General features: G+C 40.8%; 11 protein-coding genes. 4 read left to right on the top strand and 7 right to left on the bottom strand.

The genetic code is table 11. From position 1 onward, the window contains the following. Positions 1–152: 152 nt before the first annotated feature. Positions 153–1,031, bottom strand: a complete 879-nt coding sequence (locus FLJC2902T_RS16635; RefSeq protein ID WP_023578020.1) for a hypothetical protein — start codon at positions 1,029–1,031, stop codon at positions 153–155. A gap of 177 nt (positions 1,032–1,208) precedes the next feature. On the opposite strand from FLJC2902T_RS16635, the gene FLJC2902T_RS01520 reads away from it, so the two are divergent. The 3 genes from FLJC2902T_RS01520 (at position 1,209) to FLJC2902T_RS01530 (ending at position 4,472) form a co-directional block, all read left to right on the top strand. After that, positions 1,209–2,501, top strand: coding sequence for an aminopeptidase P family protein (locus FLJC2902T_RS01520; protein WP_023578021.1), 1,293 nt, complete (start codon positions 1,209–1,211; stop codon positions 2,499–2,501). Between the two features lie 120 nt (positions 2,502–2,621). Next, the gene (locus tag FLJC2902T_RS01525; RefSeq protein WP_023578022.1) at positions 2,622–3,683 is read left to right on the top strand and encodes a DUF2891 domain-containing protein; all 1,062 of its coding nucleotides are present in this window, start codon (positions 2,622–2,624) and stop codon (positions 3,681–3,683) included. 6 nt (positions 3,684–3,689) lie between these two features. Next, positions 3,690–4,472 (top strand): alpha/beta fold hydrolase, encoded by a 783-nt coding sequence (locus FLJC2902T_RS01530; protein WP_023578023.1) that lies wholly within the window; start codon positions 3,690–3,692, stop codon positions 4,470–4,472. Positions 4,473–4,585: 113 nt separating this feature from the next. On the opposite strand, the gene FLJC2902T_RS01535 is transcribed toward FLJC2902T_RS01530, so the two are convergent. The 6 genes from FLJC2902T_RS01535 to FLJC2902T_RS01565 all read right to left on the bottom strand — a co-directional run bounded on the left by FLJC2902T_RS01535 (position 4,586) and on the right by FLJC2902T_RS01565 (position 16,635). Continuing rightward, entirely contained in the window at positions 4,586–5,254 is a 669-nt protein-coding gene (locus FLJC2902T_RS01535; RefSeq protein ID WP_023578024.1) for an ATP-binding cassette domain-containing protein, read from the bottom strand. A 300-nt stretch (positions 5,255–5,554) separates the two neighbouring features. Further along, positions 5,555–7,732, bottom strand: coding sequence for a S41 family peptidase (locus FLJC2902T_RS01545; RefSeq protein WP_023578025.1), 2,178 nt, complete (start codon positions 7,730–7,732; stop codon positions 5,555–5,557). Between the two features lie 95 nt (positions 7,733–7,827). Continuing rightward, entirely contained in the window at positions 7,828–10,587 is a 2,760-nt protein-coding gene (locus FLJC2902T_RS01550) for a PD-(D/E)XK nuclease family protein (RefSeq protein WP_035676651.1), read from the bottom strand. A gap of 64 nt (positions 10,588–10,651) precedes the next feature. Continuing rightward, the gene (locus FLJC2902T_RS01555; RefSeq protein WP_023578027.1) at positions 10,652–12,046 is read right to left on the bottom strand and encodes an OmpA family protein; all 1,395 of its coding nucleotides are present in this window, start codon (positions 12,044–12,046) and stop codon (positions 10,652–10,654) included. Between the two features lie 114 nt (positions 12,047–12,160). Next, positions 12,161–13,354, bottom strand: coding sequence for a glycine C-acetyltransferase (gene kbl, locus FLJC2902T_RS01560; RefSeq protein WP_023578028.1), 1,194 nt, complete (start codon positions 13,352–13,354; stop codon positions 12,161–12,163). 122 nt (positions 13,355–13,476) lie between these two features. After that, complete coding sequence (locus FLJC2902T_RS01565; RefSeq protein ID WP_023578029.1) at positions 13,477–16,635, bottom strand: UvrD-helicase domain-containing protein; 3,159 nt, start codon at positions 16,633–16,635, stop codon at positions 13,477–13,479. Between the two features lie 119 nt (positions 16,636–16,754). On the opposite strand from FLJC2902T_RS01565, the gene FLJC2902T_RS01570 reads away from it, so the two are divergent. Then, positions 16,755–17,360 carry a superoxide dismutase gene (locus tag FLJC2902T_RS01570; RefSeq protein ID WP_023578030.1) on the top strand — a complete coding sequence of 202 codons (606 nt, stop codon included), beginning with the start codon at positions 16,755–16,757 and terminating at the stop codon, positions 17,358–17,360. Positions 17,361–17,386: the final 26 nt, after the last annotated feature.

A 17,386-nucleotide genomic window follows, 5' to 3' on the forward strand; every position in this document is an offset into this window, starting at 1 on the left:
TGTTAGTTTGAGTGTAATAGTTTTTAAAAAATCAAACAAAAATAAGGCTATTTGATTTTAACCACAAATGTTTACCGCTAATTTATAATGAATTTAAAATGTCGGCGTTTCCAATAAAAAAAGCCACTCGCTAAGAATGGCTTTCTAAATTGTTATTCAAAACTCGGAATCAAACCGCGCAATCCCATATCTACGACATTTTCTCCGGCAGCGGGTTCATACTTCCCGTCAACATTAACTTCCTGCCATTCAAAGCTGTTGTTAACCGACAACGAAAGCGTGACAATAATATCCTGCGTTTCATTTCCGGTAATCACCAGATTGGAAGCGAAATTTCCTGTTACCACACAAGAGCCTGATGGAATCGGAGATGTTGCAAACAAGGGATTCGGAACCGTGGTCGCCCCTGCAGGAGCCTGCCCGGAGGTTGAATACGGAACTCCCTGCAGCCCAAAGGCCCAATAACCCTGATTCTTATTGGCATTAACCGTAAAAGAATACCCTCCCGAATTAAATGTGGTTATATAATTTCTGAAACCGACAAAACTGGCTAACGTTCCAACGTATTCGGTTCCTCCGCTCAGCACATTGATATTGTAATCCTGATATGATAAGGAACAGCGGACCCATTCATAACTTCCGACAGCTATACTTTTCAGAGGAATCGACAAAAAAGCCTCGCCTTCCCCTACAATTTTCGCCTTACTGAAATCAATCGCATTTAACCCTCCGGCCGTTGTTTCAGGTGCATGGTATAAAACCGTCCCTCCCCCCAGTGCCGTAGCGGCATTCGGCGCCAACTCAAGATAATGGGAGCTTATTTTATTAAAAACCGGTGATTGCGCCGCATTTCCAGCCGAAACCGTTGATGGCTGACCAAGATTATTCAAACGAACCTGCGTAGGATCAAATTTAAACTTTACTATTAATTGCGGCTCCTGAGGCGTAATCACTACGGAATCATCCTTATCCGAACATGAAAACAGCGCAAACGACAATGCGGTAAGAGACAACAGGTTTTTAATTGTCATGATAGTATGTTTTAGTGTGAAAAAAAATTACAGATATCAAATCGATAAACGAACGATAACTAACAATATATTATTGCAATATATTAAAATACTATAAAAAAAATTCAGGAATACCTCTTTTTGCTTTTAAAGTTTATAAATTTGAAATCTTGTACATCTTTTAAATTTTATTTCATCATGAAATACCATCAGATAGACCGTGATTTATTCATAAAAAACAGAAGTAAATTCACGGCACAAATGAAACCGAACAGCGTGGCTGTTTTCAACTCGAACGACATCTACCCCGTTTCAGCCGACAGTACTTTGCCCTTTACACAACACCGTGACATTTTTTACCTGAGCGGCGTGGATCAGGAAGAGAGCATTTTATTGCTTTTTCCGGATGCCCCTTATGAAAACCTGAAGGAAATTTTGTTTTTGAAGGAAACCAACGAACACATTGCGGTTTGGGAAGGCGAAAAACTAACCAAAGAACGTGCGTTTGAAGTAGCCGGAGTAAAAACAGTAATTTGGCTTCAGGATTTCCATAAAACACTGAAGGAAGTTATGGCATACGCCGATACGATTTACATCAACACCAACGAGCATTATCGCGCCACGATTGAAACCGAAACCCGTGAAGCCCGCTTTGTAAAATGGTGGAAGGAAAATTATCCGGCACATAAAGTGGAAAAATCCAATCCGATCTTACAGGTTTTACGCTCGATAAAAGAAAGCGAAGAAATCGATTTGATCCAGCACGCGTGCAACATTACCGAAAAGGGAATCCGAAGAATTTTACCTTTCGTGAAACCGGGCGTGATGGAATATGAAATCGAAGCCGAACTGGCACATGAATTTTTAAGAAACCGTTCCAAAGGCTTCGCTTATACCCCGATTATCGCTTCAGGTGCGAATGCCAATGTATTGCACTATATCGAAAACAACCAACAGTGTAAGGATGGTGATTTATTACTTTTGGATGTTGGCGCGGAATACGCGAATTACTCCAGTGACTTATCACGTACCATTCCGGTTTCCGGTCGTTTCACAGACAGACAGAAAGCGGTTTACAATGCAGTTTTACGTGTAAAGAACGAAGCCACCAAAATGTTGGTTCCCGGAAATTACTGGAAGCAATATCACGTGGAAGTGGGTAAAATCATGACTTCGGAATTGTTAAGTTTAGGATTGATCGACAAAGCCGATGTACAAAACGAAAATCCGGATTGGCCGGCCTATAAAAAATATTTCATGCACGGAACTTCCCACCACATGGGATTGGACACGCACGATTACGGCTTATTACACCAACCGATGGAAGCCAATATGGTATTCACGGTGGAACCCGGAATTTATATCCCTGCAGAAGGTTTCGGCATCCGTTTGGAAGACGATGTGGTGATTCAGGAAAAAGGAGAGCCTTTCAACTTAATGCGCAACATTCCGATTGAAACGGAGGAAATTGAGAGTTTAATGAACGTTTAGTCAGTTCTCAGTCTCAGTTTACAGATATGGAAACGGCTCACAGATTTTGTGAGCCGTTTTTTATCTTAATTTTTGTTTCACCAAAATGTTGAATAGATTTGTAGTCCTAACAAAAAAGCCATGAGGTATTTATTCTTTTTTCTTTTTTCAGTCACGAATTTTTTTGCACAACAACAGCTTACAGAAGAGACTGCTTTAAAATTAAGCCAATTACCGTTACATTGCATTAACACTGAATTCCCAAATAAAACCTCTCATTTATCTGATTCTGAAAAAGACGCAGTATTGCTTCCGCACGAACTACATCCAGTCTTTTACGGATGTCTTGACTGGCACAGCAGCGTTCACGGCCACTGGATGCTGGTAAAACTTCTGAAAACATTTCCCAACCTGAAAAACAAAGATTCCATCATAGCCGTATTGGACAACTCATTTCAAAAAGAAAAAATGATTTTGGAGGCCAATTACTTCGGAAAGTATACCGCTTCCTCCATTTTTGAACGAACCTACGGCTGGGCTTGGTTATTAAAATTAGATGAAGAATTGTACACCTGGAATACTCCACAAGGAAAGAAATGGCACGAAGCCCTGCAACCTTTAACCGCTAAAATTGTACAGTTTTGGAAAGCCTACCTACCTAAGGAAACTTATCCAAATCGAACTGGTGTACACCCAAATACCGCTTTCGGTCTTTGTTTCGCTTACGATTGGGCCAAAGCCACTAACGACAAAATTTTCCTTGAACAAATCACCCAAAAAGGAAAAGGTTTTTATTTTTCAAATTCAAAAATTCCCGCTTATTTGGAACCTGACGGCAGTGATTTTTTTTCTCCAAGCCTGCAAGTCGCCGATTTGATGACACGCCTTCTTCCAAGAGACGAGTTCCTTAAATGGTTTAAGCACTACTTCACCAAAGACGGATTGAAACGAATCTGTACCCTACCGACGGTAAGCGACCGTAGTGATTACCATATCGTACATTTAGATGGTTTATCGTTCAGCAGAGCGTGGAACATGAAAAATATCGCGAAACAACTTCCCAAAAACAATGCAACAAGTAAACATTTCAAACAAACCGCCGATGCGTTTATAACCAAATCATTACCTGTTTTATTCGAAAGCGGCTATGGTGGCGGACACTGGCTTGCTTCGTTTGCAATTTACGCCCTAACTTTAGAATAATTCCTTTTGAAAACACTCCTCCATAAAAACACCAAAATCGCCTATTCCGAAACCGGAAAAGGAACCGCTATTGTGCTACTGCACGGTTTTCTGGAAAATGCAACCATGTGGGATTTTTATGTGGCGGATTTTGCTAAGAAATACCGCGTCATCACCATTGATTTGTTAGGTCACGGTCAAACCGAATGCATGGGTTACGTACACACGATGGAGGATATGGCCGATGCTGTTCACGCCGTTTTGCACGAATTGCGCATCCGGAAAGCGATTTTTGTCGGACATTCGATGGGTGGTTACGTTTCTTTGGCTTTCGCCGAATTGTATCCGGACAACGTAAAAGGCCTGGTGCTTTTAAACTCGACTTCCCGTGCCGACAGCGACGAACGTAAATTAAATCGCGACCGTGCCATCATTGCCGTAAAACAAAACTATTCCGCTTTCATCCGAATGTCGATTGCTAATTTGTTCAGTGAAGACAACCGCGAAAGATTGGTGAACGAAATTGAAAGCGTAAAACTTGAAGCTTTAAAAACGCCGCTTCAGGGCATTGTTGCCGCTTTGGAAGGGATGAAAATACGCAACGACCGCGAGGTGTTACTGCATTTCGCTCCGTATCCGATTATGCTGATTTTAGGCAAAAAAGATCCGGTACTCAACTATGATGAAAATCTGGAGCAACTTGAAGGAACTGATGTCAAATTCACTTCCTTTCCCGATGGACACATGAGTCACATCGAAAACAGAAACAAATTGGGAAAAGTGCTGTTGGATTTTTTTAAAGGGATTTAACTTTGTGACAAAAAGGAAACGCGGATAACACGGGTACTGGCAACGCAGATTTTTACGGATTTCAAAACTTTGCGCTTCTCGGCGGTTTCTTTGTGCTTCTCTGTTTAATAGCCTTAAATCATCCCTACTTTCAAATAACCCCTGTCGATCAACTCGTTTTTATCTTTGAGATGATGAGTTTTTCCGGCCGTCATCAGGATTAAGTTTGATGACACCTCGATGACGTTCCGGTAATTATGATCGGTAATGATAATACCTTTGTGTTCAGCATTTTCTCTGATTAGCCGATTCACTTTTTCCACCATTACCGGCGCTAATCCATTATAAGGTTCATCGAGTAAAACGAATTTTGACGCATTGAACAAGATCAGTTTGATTTCCAGATACCTTAATTCGCCTCCCGACAAGTGACTGATTTTCTTATCCAAAATTGACCGAATCATTTCGTCGTTACAAAACGAATCCATTTTCTCTTTATGAATCGACAAACGGATGGCTTTGGAAACCGAAAAATGCTTCGGAATAAAATTATCCTGAGACAGATAACCGATTTCTTTTAATAATTCGGAGGTTTTTAGCTTCAGTTTTCCGTCAATGCGGACGAACTTGTAATCCGCAGGAACAATTCCGAAAATGATTTTTAGCAAGGTCGATTTCCCGGAACCGTTTCGTCCCAGCAATCCTATTATGTCACCGGTTTCGCATTTGAGATACACATCGGAAACTACTAATTTATGCTGATAGTATTTCTGAACACTGTCAATTTCCAGAATATGCCTCATATCAAAAAAGAGCAAAGTATAAATAGTATCACCCCAAAAACAAGATTCAGTATAACAGTATAAAACAACAACTGTTTTTTGGACAGTCCGTTATTATGATAGAACAAATATTCTTCTTTATTTTTTAATTCCTTAAACAGAAGACTAATTCCAAATCCGAAACTAATGAATAGAAAAATTACTTCATAAAACCGTAAAAACAGTATAGGAAGTAGTGAGATAGCCAAATTCACCGGTAAAGTGCTCCGGTAAAAAGCGATAAGGTTGTTTAATTTTCTGATAGCGGACGATTTAAAAAAGTTAGTTGTTAATCACTGTAATAGCTCTGTCCAGCACTTCGTCTTTACCTTCGCGGATGCCTTTGACAGTCGGCAAGGCTTTAACATCCGGAAGAATCCCAACGCGTTGTGTTTCGGAACCATTCGGTGTTAAAACCCCGATTCCTGAGATAAAGGTAAAAATACTTCCCGGTAAATAGATCGCCGAAACATTTCCGTCAGCACCGGCCGTAGTGCTTCCCAAAACAACGGAATTGGGCGCGGTTCGTAACGCCATTGCGGTATATTCGGCGTTACTTTGTGTTACTTCATTAACTAAAATCACCACTTTCCCCTTAAAAGCATCACTGTTACTGCCACCTATAGAACTGCCGCTTCTGTACGTAAACAATCCAGGTGTTTTACTGCTGCCTTCCGTAAATTTCACAAACTCTTTTTTCTCATTCAAAAGATATTTAGACAAACTGAAAACTATAAAATCTGACGGATAGCATCGCAAATCGATAATTAATCCTTTCTTGTCCATAAATTTCGGCATAATCTCATCGATTTCGCCTTCTTTCAAACTACCCGGATAAATATAACCGATATTATCATTAAGCACTTTGTGCGAAGCAGGATCTTCTCTAAAATATTTATTCGGAATCGTGGCAAGCGTTACTTTTTTGATTTCTGCTCCGGTATCTATCGTAATTTCTAAATTTTTCTGATTGGTTCGCAACAGTTTTCCTGCAATATCGCGTAACTGTGTCGAATAATTGGAGGCCGGGAAATACTTTATGTTTTCCTTAATCCAGTCGTCGACTTTCACGCCGTTGATTTCAGTTACGATGTCACCCACCTTAACGGAATTGTCTTTAAACTCCGACTGCAATTTCACGACAACCGCCTTATTTTCCACAAAATTCAGGCTGATCGGAACAACATTTTCACCAAAAAATGCAGTCAGCACAGTATTCTGGCGCCAAATGTTGGCATGTGTATCCTGTACTTTTCCGATTAACTCCAACAACGCTAACGTATATTCTTTCTGATCCTTTGAAGTGGTCATTCTCGGAATAAAATCTTTTAAAACCGCATCCCAGTTTTCGTCCATTAAATGTCGGTTTGGAAAAAAGTATTCAATCATATTCCAGTATCGGAATAACGCCAGTAGTTTTACACCACTGTCATCATAGCTCATGGAAGCATACGTTTTTTCGTTCTTAAAATCGGGATTGTTCACCCCATTGTGAAAAGCCAAATAGTAATTGGTACTGCTTCGGTCGGCTTTGTTTATTTTTTGCAGCAACGTTGTCAATTCGGCGGACAATAAATTAGTGTCTGTCAGCCATTGATTGTTGGGCAGTAGTTTCGTATCGGCCGTATCGGGAAGTTTCTGTTCACGGGTTTTGAACGTTCCTAATTTATTGATCCATTGTACTACTTCATTATCGAAATTTTCTTCGTTTATTTTCGGTAATATTCGGAACAGTTCATAATCCCAGCTGATGGTTCCTTTGGCTATCGCCGGATGGTGGTATTTTACAAAACCCCATACTTTCCCCAGCACAAACAGATTCCTTTTTTGCGTGTCATTCAAAACGGTAGCGCTAAACTTTGAACCGCCGTCAAATTCGATGTCTTTGTCTACTAGAGAAGGCTCTATTTCAACCTGTTTTAAACTTTCGATTGGTTTTCCGTCGATGTAAACTTTAAAATTGTCAAACCAGGCTTTCCCCTTTCCGACCATAATACCGCCTACGTAAACCTTATCCGGATCTCCTTTAAAATTCAGATCTATAGTGTATTTCTTCCAGTCTTGCGTTCCCTGTAGTTTCTGCCTTTGCATGTTATCAAAAGCGACGGAAGCACCTTGCTTATCCAAACGCATCAATAATCCCACAAAACCGTCGCGGGCATTTTCATATTTCACATAGCCTTCCAGTGTGATTTTTTTTCCTTTATAATTGGCCGGCAGCTGGTACGCCACACATCCGAAAGATTCCCCGTTTTCGGTTTCAATCCGCATGGAATAGTTTCCGGACTGGGTGGTTACAGAATCTTTTTCGAGCGGATAATCGCCCCATTTGATCCAATCTGTAGGCAATTTTTTCCCTTCGGACAATTCTTCGAAATCAAGGTTGAATTTCGGAGCAGCATCTTGAGCAAACAAAGGACTAATCAAAAGAACAGCAAGAAGCGTGAAAATGTTTTTCATAAATACGTAGCGGATTAACAGCAATTTTAATAATTAACTTACATTTTGTACTCGTAAAGGAATGAAAAAATATGTAAGAAAATTATAATGAAATGTTAAACCTTCTCCTCAAAATGAATTTCAGCATCAAGAATCTCATTGATTAAACTCACAACTTCCGTTTTGAAAGCCTTTAAAACTTCTGCGCTGATTACGACATCCGCATTTTTATCTTCCTTAATCCCAAAAGGTAAAAAACCGGCACGCATGTTTTTAAACGAAACGATTCCGGCTTCCAGTTCCATGCCGTTCTTTTGCTCTTCGTACATGAAAGCATAGCACAACAACTGGATGATTTTGTCGTTTTTAATATCCGATATCAATCCGTTCCAGTCTTTGAGCTGAACACTTCTGAGTTCCACTTTTCCGGTTTTGTAATCGATGATTCGGATTTTTCCGTTGCGTTGTTCGATCCGGTCTACATTTCCGGCTATTTTCACAGGATATGGCAAACGGGCATCTTCCAATATACGCTCCAGCGAAATTTCCAGTGCGAGTACTTTCACCACATCACCTTGGTCAATTAACTTTTTTTCTTCGTTTAAAAAATTGAAGACATTGCGTTTAGCTACTTCAAAAGCCAACAGGTTCTTCCCCTTCTTGATTTCACCTTCCTTATAGACTTCGCGGAATTGCTTTTCGACTTCGCCATTCGCCTTGGAAAGCATTTCATTTATATTGTCAACCGACAAAAATTGGTTTAAAAACGGCTTGTACAATTCCTCCAAAGCACCGTGAATGATGGTTCCGAGAGTATTCAATGCGATGTTTTCCTCCACCTCTTCCACTTCCGAAATACGCAAAACCCGCTGGTTGTAAAACTGCATGGGATTTCGGATGTAACTCGTCAATCCCGAAGGTGAGAATCCTTTATCTGTCGCAATTTCCTTCAGCCTTTCCATCACTCTATCAGATTTCGGAACAACAATCGGCTCATAAGCTTTGTCCGGCAAATAGGCATTATAGATCTGATGCGTGATGGTATGCTTGGGCTGTTTTTCGATTTCCAGCTGGGTGATGAAACGGCTTTTCTCGCCCGCATCCAAACCTTCGCTTTCGGTGTTGTACAGCAGATATATATTCTTGGCGCGCATCAGCAAATGATAGAAGTGATAGCAGTAAATAGCGTCTTTTTCCTTGTAAGTCGGCAGCCCCAACTCGCGCTTCACATCATACGGAATGAACGAATTCATCGATTTTCCGGCCGGAAACACGCCTTCATTCATGGACGTAATGATCACGTTATCGAAATCCAACACGCGACTTTCCAGAACTCCCATGATTTGCAATCCGGAAAGCGGTTCACCTTCAAAAGACACTTCGGCCAAATCAATAATCTGCTTGTAAATCGTTTGCAACATGGCCACGGAATCAATACGGTTGTATTTTTCCTGATAATTGATCAGTTTGTTGATGGTTTTGAAAATGGAATACAGAAACGCTTTGGCCACCTTTTCTTCTTCGGAATTGTCCCCTAAAAAAGATTTTATTTTTAAAATGATAGCTGACAATCGGTTCAAAACCGAAAGCACATCACCCTCCCATCGACCGAACAACAACAAAAACAACTCGGATGGTTCCTGACTGAGTTCCAGGAATTTCTTTTGCGACAAGAACGTAATGTTGTTCTGATTGATTTTCCTAATTACGTCCGAAGCATTATTGTATGGTTCCACCAAAGGATGCGTAAGGATGTCCAGCACTTCCTTGTAATAAAAGGTATAACTCGTCTCACTGCGCTGCACCGCATTGGCATGCAATCGGAACAATTTACTGATTAGAATCTGGGCGGGGTTGTTCTTGCTGCTGTAACCCATCGTGATGTTGAGACTTTCCACGGAGTTCGGCAAAGCATATAAAGCAGGTATCAACAGGTTTTCTTCACCGAGAACAAGCGCGGTTTTGTCCAGACTTTCACCATTAGCCTGAATTCCTTCTATAACCCTTCCGGCAATTTTAGCCTGACCGATCGTCTTTGGTGTTCCGATAATCTGAATGTTCTTTTCTTTTCCGAATTCACTGGAAATCCATTCGAAAGGCTGATTGGCGAATTGCTTCCATTCCTTTTTGAACCGTCGGATAAACAAACCCGCGTCGTGATGCCCGTCACTTAGGAAAACGGCATCGATATCCCAGTAAATCTTTGCCTGATCGTTGAATAATAGTTGTTGTATAATTTTTTCTTCGGCCTGATTCAGCGCGTTGAACCCTGCGAAAATGAGCTTCTTGTTACCCAGTGCTTCCGAAAAATACTGGAGATTTTCAACTGCTTCTCTATAAATTAATCCCTGATACCCGATTCCTTTGTTTTTCAAATGATGATAAAACGTATCGTAATATTCCGGCAGTCGGCTCCAGAATTCCAGATGTTTATCGATTAATACGGTAGTTTCAGAAGGTTGCAGATCCCAGCGTTTTAGCACTTCAATATCTTTCAGATAAGAGAAAACATGCGAGGGTTTTAACAGGTAACGATCGATTTCATTAAAATCCTGAATCAGTGTTTTTCCCCAATTGGCAAACAGTTCGAAGTCCTGCTGTATTTCAACAGGAGTTACCGAAAGATAAACATTGTAAAATTCGAAAAGCAACTCAACGGAATCCACAGACCTCACACCGGCCACGTCCTGTATAAAGTCTTCGATACTGATTATATTTGGGGCAAAAACAGTTTGATCCAACCGCTTCTTCAATGCTTCTAAAAGAAACACACGAGCTCTTTTGTTGGGCAGTATTATGGTTATTTCTGAAAGGCTGTCCCCAAATTGAGAAACAATCTCATGGCTTACTTTGTCGAGGAATGAAAAATGTGTCATGCCATAAAAATAAAAAAAACGCCCCGATAAATCGAGGCGTTTTCATTATTTGTAAAGAAATAAATTATTTCACTAATTTCACTTCTACACGTCTGTTGTTAGCTTTACCAGCTTTTGTTTTGTTAGAATCGATTGGCATAGTTTCACCAAAACCTTTAGATGATAATCTATCAGCATTGATTCCGTTCTCAATGAAGTAGTTTTTAACTGCTGCAGCTCTTTCGTCAGACAACTTCATGTTGTATGCGTCTTTACCGTCGCTATCAGTGTGACCTTCGATAGAGAATTTAGCCTCTGGGTATTCTTTCAAGATAGATACGATGTTTTTCAATACAGCGTAAGATCTTTGTTGGAATGTAGCTTTGTTAGTCACGAACAAGATAGTTTTAGCATAATCGTTCAATGATTTGATTACCGCTTCACTTAATTCAGGACATCCGTTGTTAGCTATTGTACCCATTACATCCGGACACTTGTCATCTTTATCAGCTACACCGTCTTTATCAGTATCTGGCCAAGGACAACCAGCGTTTTCAGCAGGACCTTTAACGTCAACACATTTATCAACATTATCAGCAACACCGTCACCGTCTGTATCAGGACAACCTTTCATTGAAGCCGGACCAGCTACCTCAGGACAATCATCGTTTACATCAGCGATTCCGTCACCGTCTGTGTCAGGACAACCGTTTAATTCTTTCGGACCAGCAACATCTGGACAAGCATCGTCTTTATCAGTGATTCCGTCAGCATCCGTGTCAGGACATCCTTGGAATTCTTTCAAACCTGCAACTTCCGGACAAGCGTCATCTTTATCATAGATTCCGTCACCGTCTGTATCTTTACCTCCGATTTTGAAAGAAAGACCCAAGAAGTGCTGCATGTGTGAAGCTACGTCCACATCCGGAGTTCTTGTATCGTCGAAAGACTGTTTGTATGTTGATTGGAAAGATAAACCTACCTGATCCGTAAACCAGAAGTTAACACCCAAACCACCATTCACTGTACCTGCTGAAGCGTCACCCAAGAAAGTGTAACCTCCACCGATGTGAGCATACGGATCAAACCAGCCTTTCAAGAAGCTGTATTTGATAACTCCATCAACTGCATAATACATTAAATCTCCAGGATTTACCACAGGGTAATCTCCAGGAACAGTAGGTCTTTCTAAAACAAATTTATCAACTTTGTTTACTGACCCTGTAATACCGAAAGAGAAATTATTCCCAACCAGTCTTGATACGTTTACGTAAGACACCGAAGGAATAATGTTCCAGTAATCTTTGGCATTGAAATACTGAGAGAACTGGTCTTCTACTTTAGAAGCAGCACTCACCCTACCTCCATCCATCGCGTTTGCTCCGAATGTGATAGCCCATGGATTGTTACTATCCTGTGCTTGGGCGTTTAAACCTGCAAACATTAGAGCAGCAACAAATAATTTGTTTAGATGTTTCATACTTTTTTTATTTAATTACAATACGTTATAATCAAGACAAAAATAATAGGTTAATTATTAACTACAAAGAGTTTTGTTAAAAAAAATACATTTTCTTACTAAAAAAAACCCTAATTATATCACATTTAACATTTGTCCAACCTCAGTAAATGCGAGAATTGCTTTATCAAGATGTTCTTTGGTGTGCGCAGCCGATAACTGCACCCTGATTCGCGCCTTATCTTTTGGCACTACCGGAAAGAAAAATCCAATCACGTAAATCCCTTTTTTCAACAACTCATCCGCCATTATCTGCGATAATTTCGCATCGTACAACATCACCGGAACAATAGCCGAATCACCATCAATAATATCAAATCCGGCTTTCTTCATACCATCCTTAAAATAGTTGGTATTCCATTCCAATTTATCTCTCAAAGTCGTATCCTTTTCTAACAACTCAAAAACCTTGATGGACGCTCCCACAATGGAAGGCGCTAACGAATTGGAAAACAAATACGGACGCGAACGCTGACGCAAAATTTCAATCACTTCTTTTTTAGCCGTTGTATATCCTCCCATGGCTCCACCAAGTGCTTTCCCTAATGTTCCTGTGATAATATCCACACGGCCCATTACGCCTTTAGCCTCCATAGTCCCTTTTCCGGTTGCTCCGATGAATCCGGCAGCGTGACATTCGTCCACCATTACCATCGCATCGTACTTATCGGCTAAGTCACAGATTTTATCCAACGGCGCTACCAATCCGTCCATAGAGAACACTCCATCGGTAACTATTAGTTTGAATCGACGTCCGTCAGCATTTGCCTGAATCAGTTGTTTTTCCAAATCTTCCATGTTGCTGTTTTCATAACGGTAGCGTCCTGCTTTACACAAACGCACTCCGTCAATAATAGAAGCATGATTCAAACTGTCTGAAATGATACAGTCTTCTTCTCCTAGCAAAGGTTCGAAAACCCCACCGTTTGCATCAAAAGCCGCAGCATACAAAATCGTATCTTCGGTTCCGTAGAAATCAGCAATCTTTTTCTCCAATGTTTTGTGAATATCCTGGGTTCCGCAGATGAAACGCACTGACGACATTCCGAATCCATGCGTATCCAAAGCATCTTTGGCCGCCTGAATCACTTCCGGATGCGAAGACAATCCCAAATAGTTGTTGGCGCAAAAATTCAAAACCGTTTCTCCGGTTGAAATGGTGATTTCCGCTCCCTGTGGCGAGGTAATGATACGCTCTTTTTTATACAATCCGTTTTCCTGAATGGTATTCAGTTCGTTTTGCAAATGCTCTTTAATTTTTCCGTACATGTTGTTATGTGTTTATTCGGTTATTCGATTGTTTGGTTATTTGAATTTGATATCTGAAACATCAACACTCCCACTTCTTGCCTCTTGGCTCTATTCTCTATTCTCCATTTCCCATCTTCTTCTCAAGGCTGCAAATGTACTACTTCTAATTTTTCTCCTATATATACCAGCGTTTTTTTCTCGACATAAAAACCCATCTCCTGCAGTGCTTTTTCATATTCCGCCAATTGCATTTCGTATTTTGCTTGGTGCGCTCCGGTTTTATAATCCAGCAGATAGGCTTTATCTCCATTTACAGAAACACGATCCGGCTTAATGGTTGCGGTTCCTTTCTTAATAATATTCTGCTCGTTGTACACTTTTTTATCAGATTCAAAGAAAACCTGCAATTCAGGATGACCTACAATCTGAAGTACCGTTTTCCGGACTTCTTCTTTCTGCGATTCGGTAATCAGTCCGCTTTCGACCGATTTCATCAGCGCCGCTTCCACATCGTCTTTAGTTTTCACAAACGACAAAATCTCGTGCATAATATTACCGAATTCAATAGCTTTTATCTGATCGGTTCCCCACATCAGCGCTTCGCGTTGTGCGATTTTGATTTTTTTCGGATTAAAAACTTCCTTTACGATTTCTATGGTAGGCTGTTTTTCCTTTTCACCTTTGGATGCCGAAAGCCGGTTGCTGTCACCAAACTCAAATTCAGCTTGATCGACATGATACACACCTTTAAAATCAAGGTAGTTGATAAAGTACGACGACATATTGTTCGTCAATTCACCTTTACTGGTCAGATTTTTATTGGAGATAACATACAACTGTTCTTCGGCTCTTGTTAACGCCACATACAGCACATTGATATTATCCAAAAGTTCCTCCTGACTTCGTTCTTCATAAACCTGCGCGGCATTTTCTCCGTATTCGGCGACTTCTTTTTTGGTATCGACTAACGCTTTCGGGATATTCAATGTTTCATCTTCCAGTTCCAGCCACATTTTATTTCGCGGTGAACGGGCGTAATCTTCTTCAGCAAAAGGAAAAATCACCACAGGAAATTCCAGCCCTTTCGATTTATGAATCGTCATAATCCGCACGGCATCATTACCTTCCGGGGACGGAATACTGAACTTGGTTCCGTTATTTTCCCAATACTCCAGAAAATCCGAAATTCCGGCCTGCGTGCGCACATCACGTTCCAGCACCAAATCCATAAAATATTGCACATAGGAGACCGTACTTTTCTCTTTGATGAAGGTCGACACAATTATTTCCACCGCTTCATACAACGACTTTTTACGGCAATTGGTAAACGAAATGGAAATGTCGAATCCGGTCAGCCACTTTTGCAGCTCTTCTTCCGAAAATTTCGTCATGCCGATTTCGATAAAATCATGAATCGGCAACTCAGACTGTTTGTTTTTGGCGATGAAATACAGGAAAGCGGCTTTGGCTTCCTTATCGTTGTTATTTTTGAGATAACGCAGCACATTTAGAATCAGTTTTACCTCTGTCGCATTATCAATCAGCAAGGTTTCCGAAGATAAAATCGGAATATCGTTTTCGGTTAAATAATTTGCCAACGCAACCCCCGATGTTCGCTTTCGCGTAAGCAAAACGATATCGCGGTACTGAAACCCTTTCGCTTTCACTTTTGCAATGGTTGCCAAAGTTGCTTTCAGATACAATTGCTCCTTGTCATCGGTTTCCTCATCCGAAGCATCATCGTTTTTTTCCACTTTCGGAATGAAGGAAATATTTACGTAACCACCTTGTTTATCGTTGACTTCCTGACCGCTTTTGTTTCGGTACAAATCCTGATAATCGGCATTGGAAAACTCATCGGCCAGCATCGCAAAAAACGCATTATTGAATTCGATGACCTCCGAATAACTTCGGTAATTTTTACCCAATCGCACCAATTCCTTACTCGGATTGGAAAACGGCTTTTCATCTTTACTCAGACTGATGAACTGTTCCGCTTTTCCGCCACGCCAACGGTAAATCGACTGTTTCGGATCACCCACAATCATCAGCGAACCCTGTGTTCCCGACAAATCTTCCGAAGAAAGCGCATTGTCAATCAGCGGAACCAGATTGTGCCACTGCATTTCGGAGGTGTCCTGAAATTCGTCGATAAAAAAATGTTTATAGCGCTCACCCAATCGTTCATAGATAAAGGGAGCAGGCTGATTCTGGATTTCGTTGTAAATAATGGCGTTGAATTCGGAAATCGACAGAATATTTTTCTCTTTCTGAATTGCTTCCAACTCCTGCGCAATCGAATTCAGCAACGACAACGGCGTGATATTTTTCTGAAAGGCGGAATAGAAATTCTTCTTTTCGTAATTTTTATAGACTTTGGCCAGAATCGCAATCAGTCCGGGCGCGATACTTTCGATGATTGCTTTGTCCTTGGCCGCTTTATTCACCTGAATGTCTTCGGCTTCGAAGAACTTTTTATGCGAACTTTTCAACTCGCCCTTTTGAATGTACCCCAAATGATTAGGAAACGTTCCGCGGGAAAACGAACTCACATCAATATTATTGCTTTCTATCAACCGCAGTGCTTCATCGGCGAAAGCCACACATTCATTCTCCAGTTTTTTTATTGTTTCCGATAATTTTTCCCGAATCACTAAAAACTCATCAATGGTTTTTTCGTGGAAGTGGGAAATTTCATTTCGGTTGTTTTCGTTGACCAACAATTTGCTCACGTCGAACAATTCATGCGTCACGTCCCAACTCTTATCATTATCGGTTTTATCCACCGAAAAATCAACCAATATCTTTGTCAGTACTTCATCTTCACCGGCTTTGGCAATGATGGCATCTACGGCTTCCTGTAAAAGCAAATCGGTCTCCAGCGAGACTTCAAAAGTCACCGGAAGATCCAGATCGTGCGCAAAAGCGCGGATTACTTTATGCGTAAATTTATCAATCGTGGAAATATCAAAAGCCGCATAATTGTGAATGATGTTTTTGATAATCGCTTTCGATTTGTCTTTGATGGTGGCTACTGAAAGTTTGGTTTCCGAAGCGACGTCTTTCATGAATTCCAATGCTTTTGGACTCGGGTCGTCTTTTGAAAATTCGTGCAGTGAATTCACAATACGCGATTTCATTTCCTCCACCGCCTTATTGGTAAAAGTTATGGCGAGAATTTTTTTATAAGCGTCGTTCGTATTGGCCAGCATCAGAATTTTCAAATATTCTTTTACCAGCGTATAGGTTTTTCCGGAACCCGCCGAGGCGTCGTAAATGGTGAAAGCTGCTTTGTTCAAATTATTTAGGCTTCAATTGGTTTTGATACTGTAAGAATAGCCGATAACTATTTTCTTTTACGAAGATAAATTTATAATTTTGAATGCATTTAATTATTAATCTTAAATATAAAAATATCATGGCATTCGAATTACCACAATTACCATACGCTTATGATGCTTTAGAGCCTCATATTGATGCACGTACGATGGAAATCCACCATTCAAAACATCATAACGCTTATATCACAAACCTGAACGCTGCCATTGCAGGGACAGATTTGGAAGGAAAATCGATTGAAGATATCCTGAAAAATCTTGACATGAACAACATGGCGGTGCGCAACAACGGTGGCGGGCACTACAATCACACTATGTTCTGGGAAATCATGGCACCAAATGCAGGCGGTCTTCCAACAGGAGAATTGGCTGAGGCTATCAACGCTGCTTTCGGTTCTTTTGAAGAGTTTAAGGCACAGTTCGCTAAAGCAGGTGCGACCCGTTTCGGTTCCGGATGGGCTTGGTTGTGTGTTAAAGACGGAAAATTAGAAGTATGCTCTACGCCAAATCAGGACAACCCGATTATGCCGGGCGTACCTTGTGGTGGCCAACCGATTTTGGGAATGGACGTTTGGGAACACGCGTACTACCTAAACTACCAAAACAGAAGACCGGATTATATCGAGGCGTTCTTCAACGTAATTAACTGGGCTGAAGTTTCAAAACGTTACGCAGCAGCGAAATAAGAGAAAAATCAGCGTACAGAATATAA

Origin of the sequence: Flavobacterium limnosediminis JC2902 (genome assembly GCF_000498535.1) — a bacterium.
GTDB classification, from domain to species: Bacteria; Bacteroidota; Bacteroidia; order Flavobacteriales; family Flavobacteriaceae; genus Flavobacterium; species Flavobacterium limnosediminis.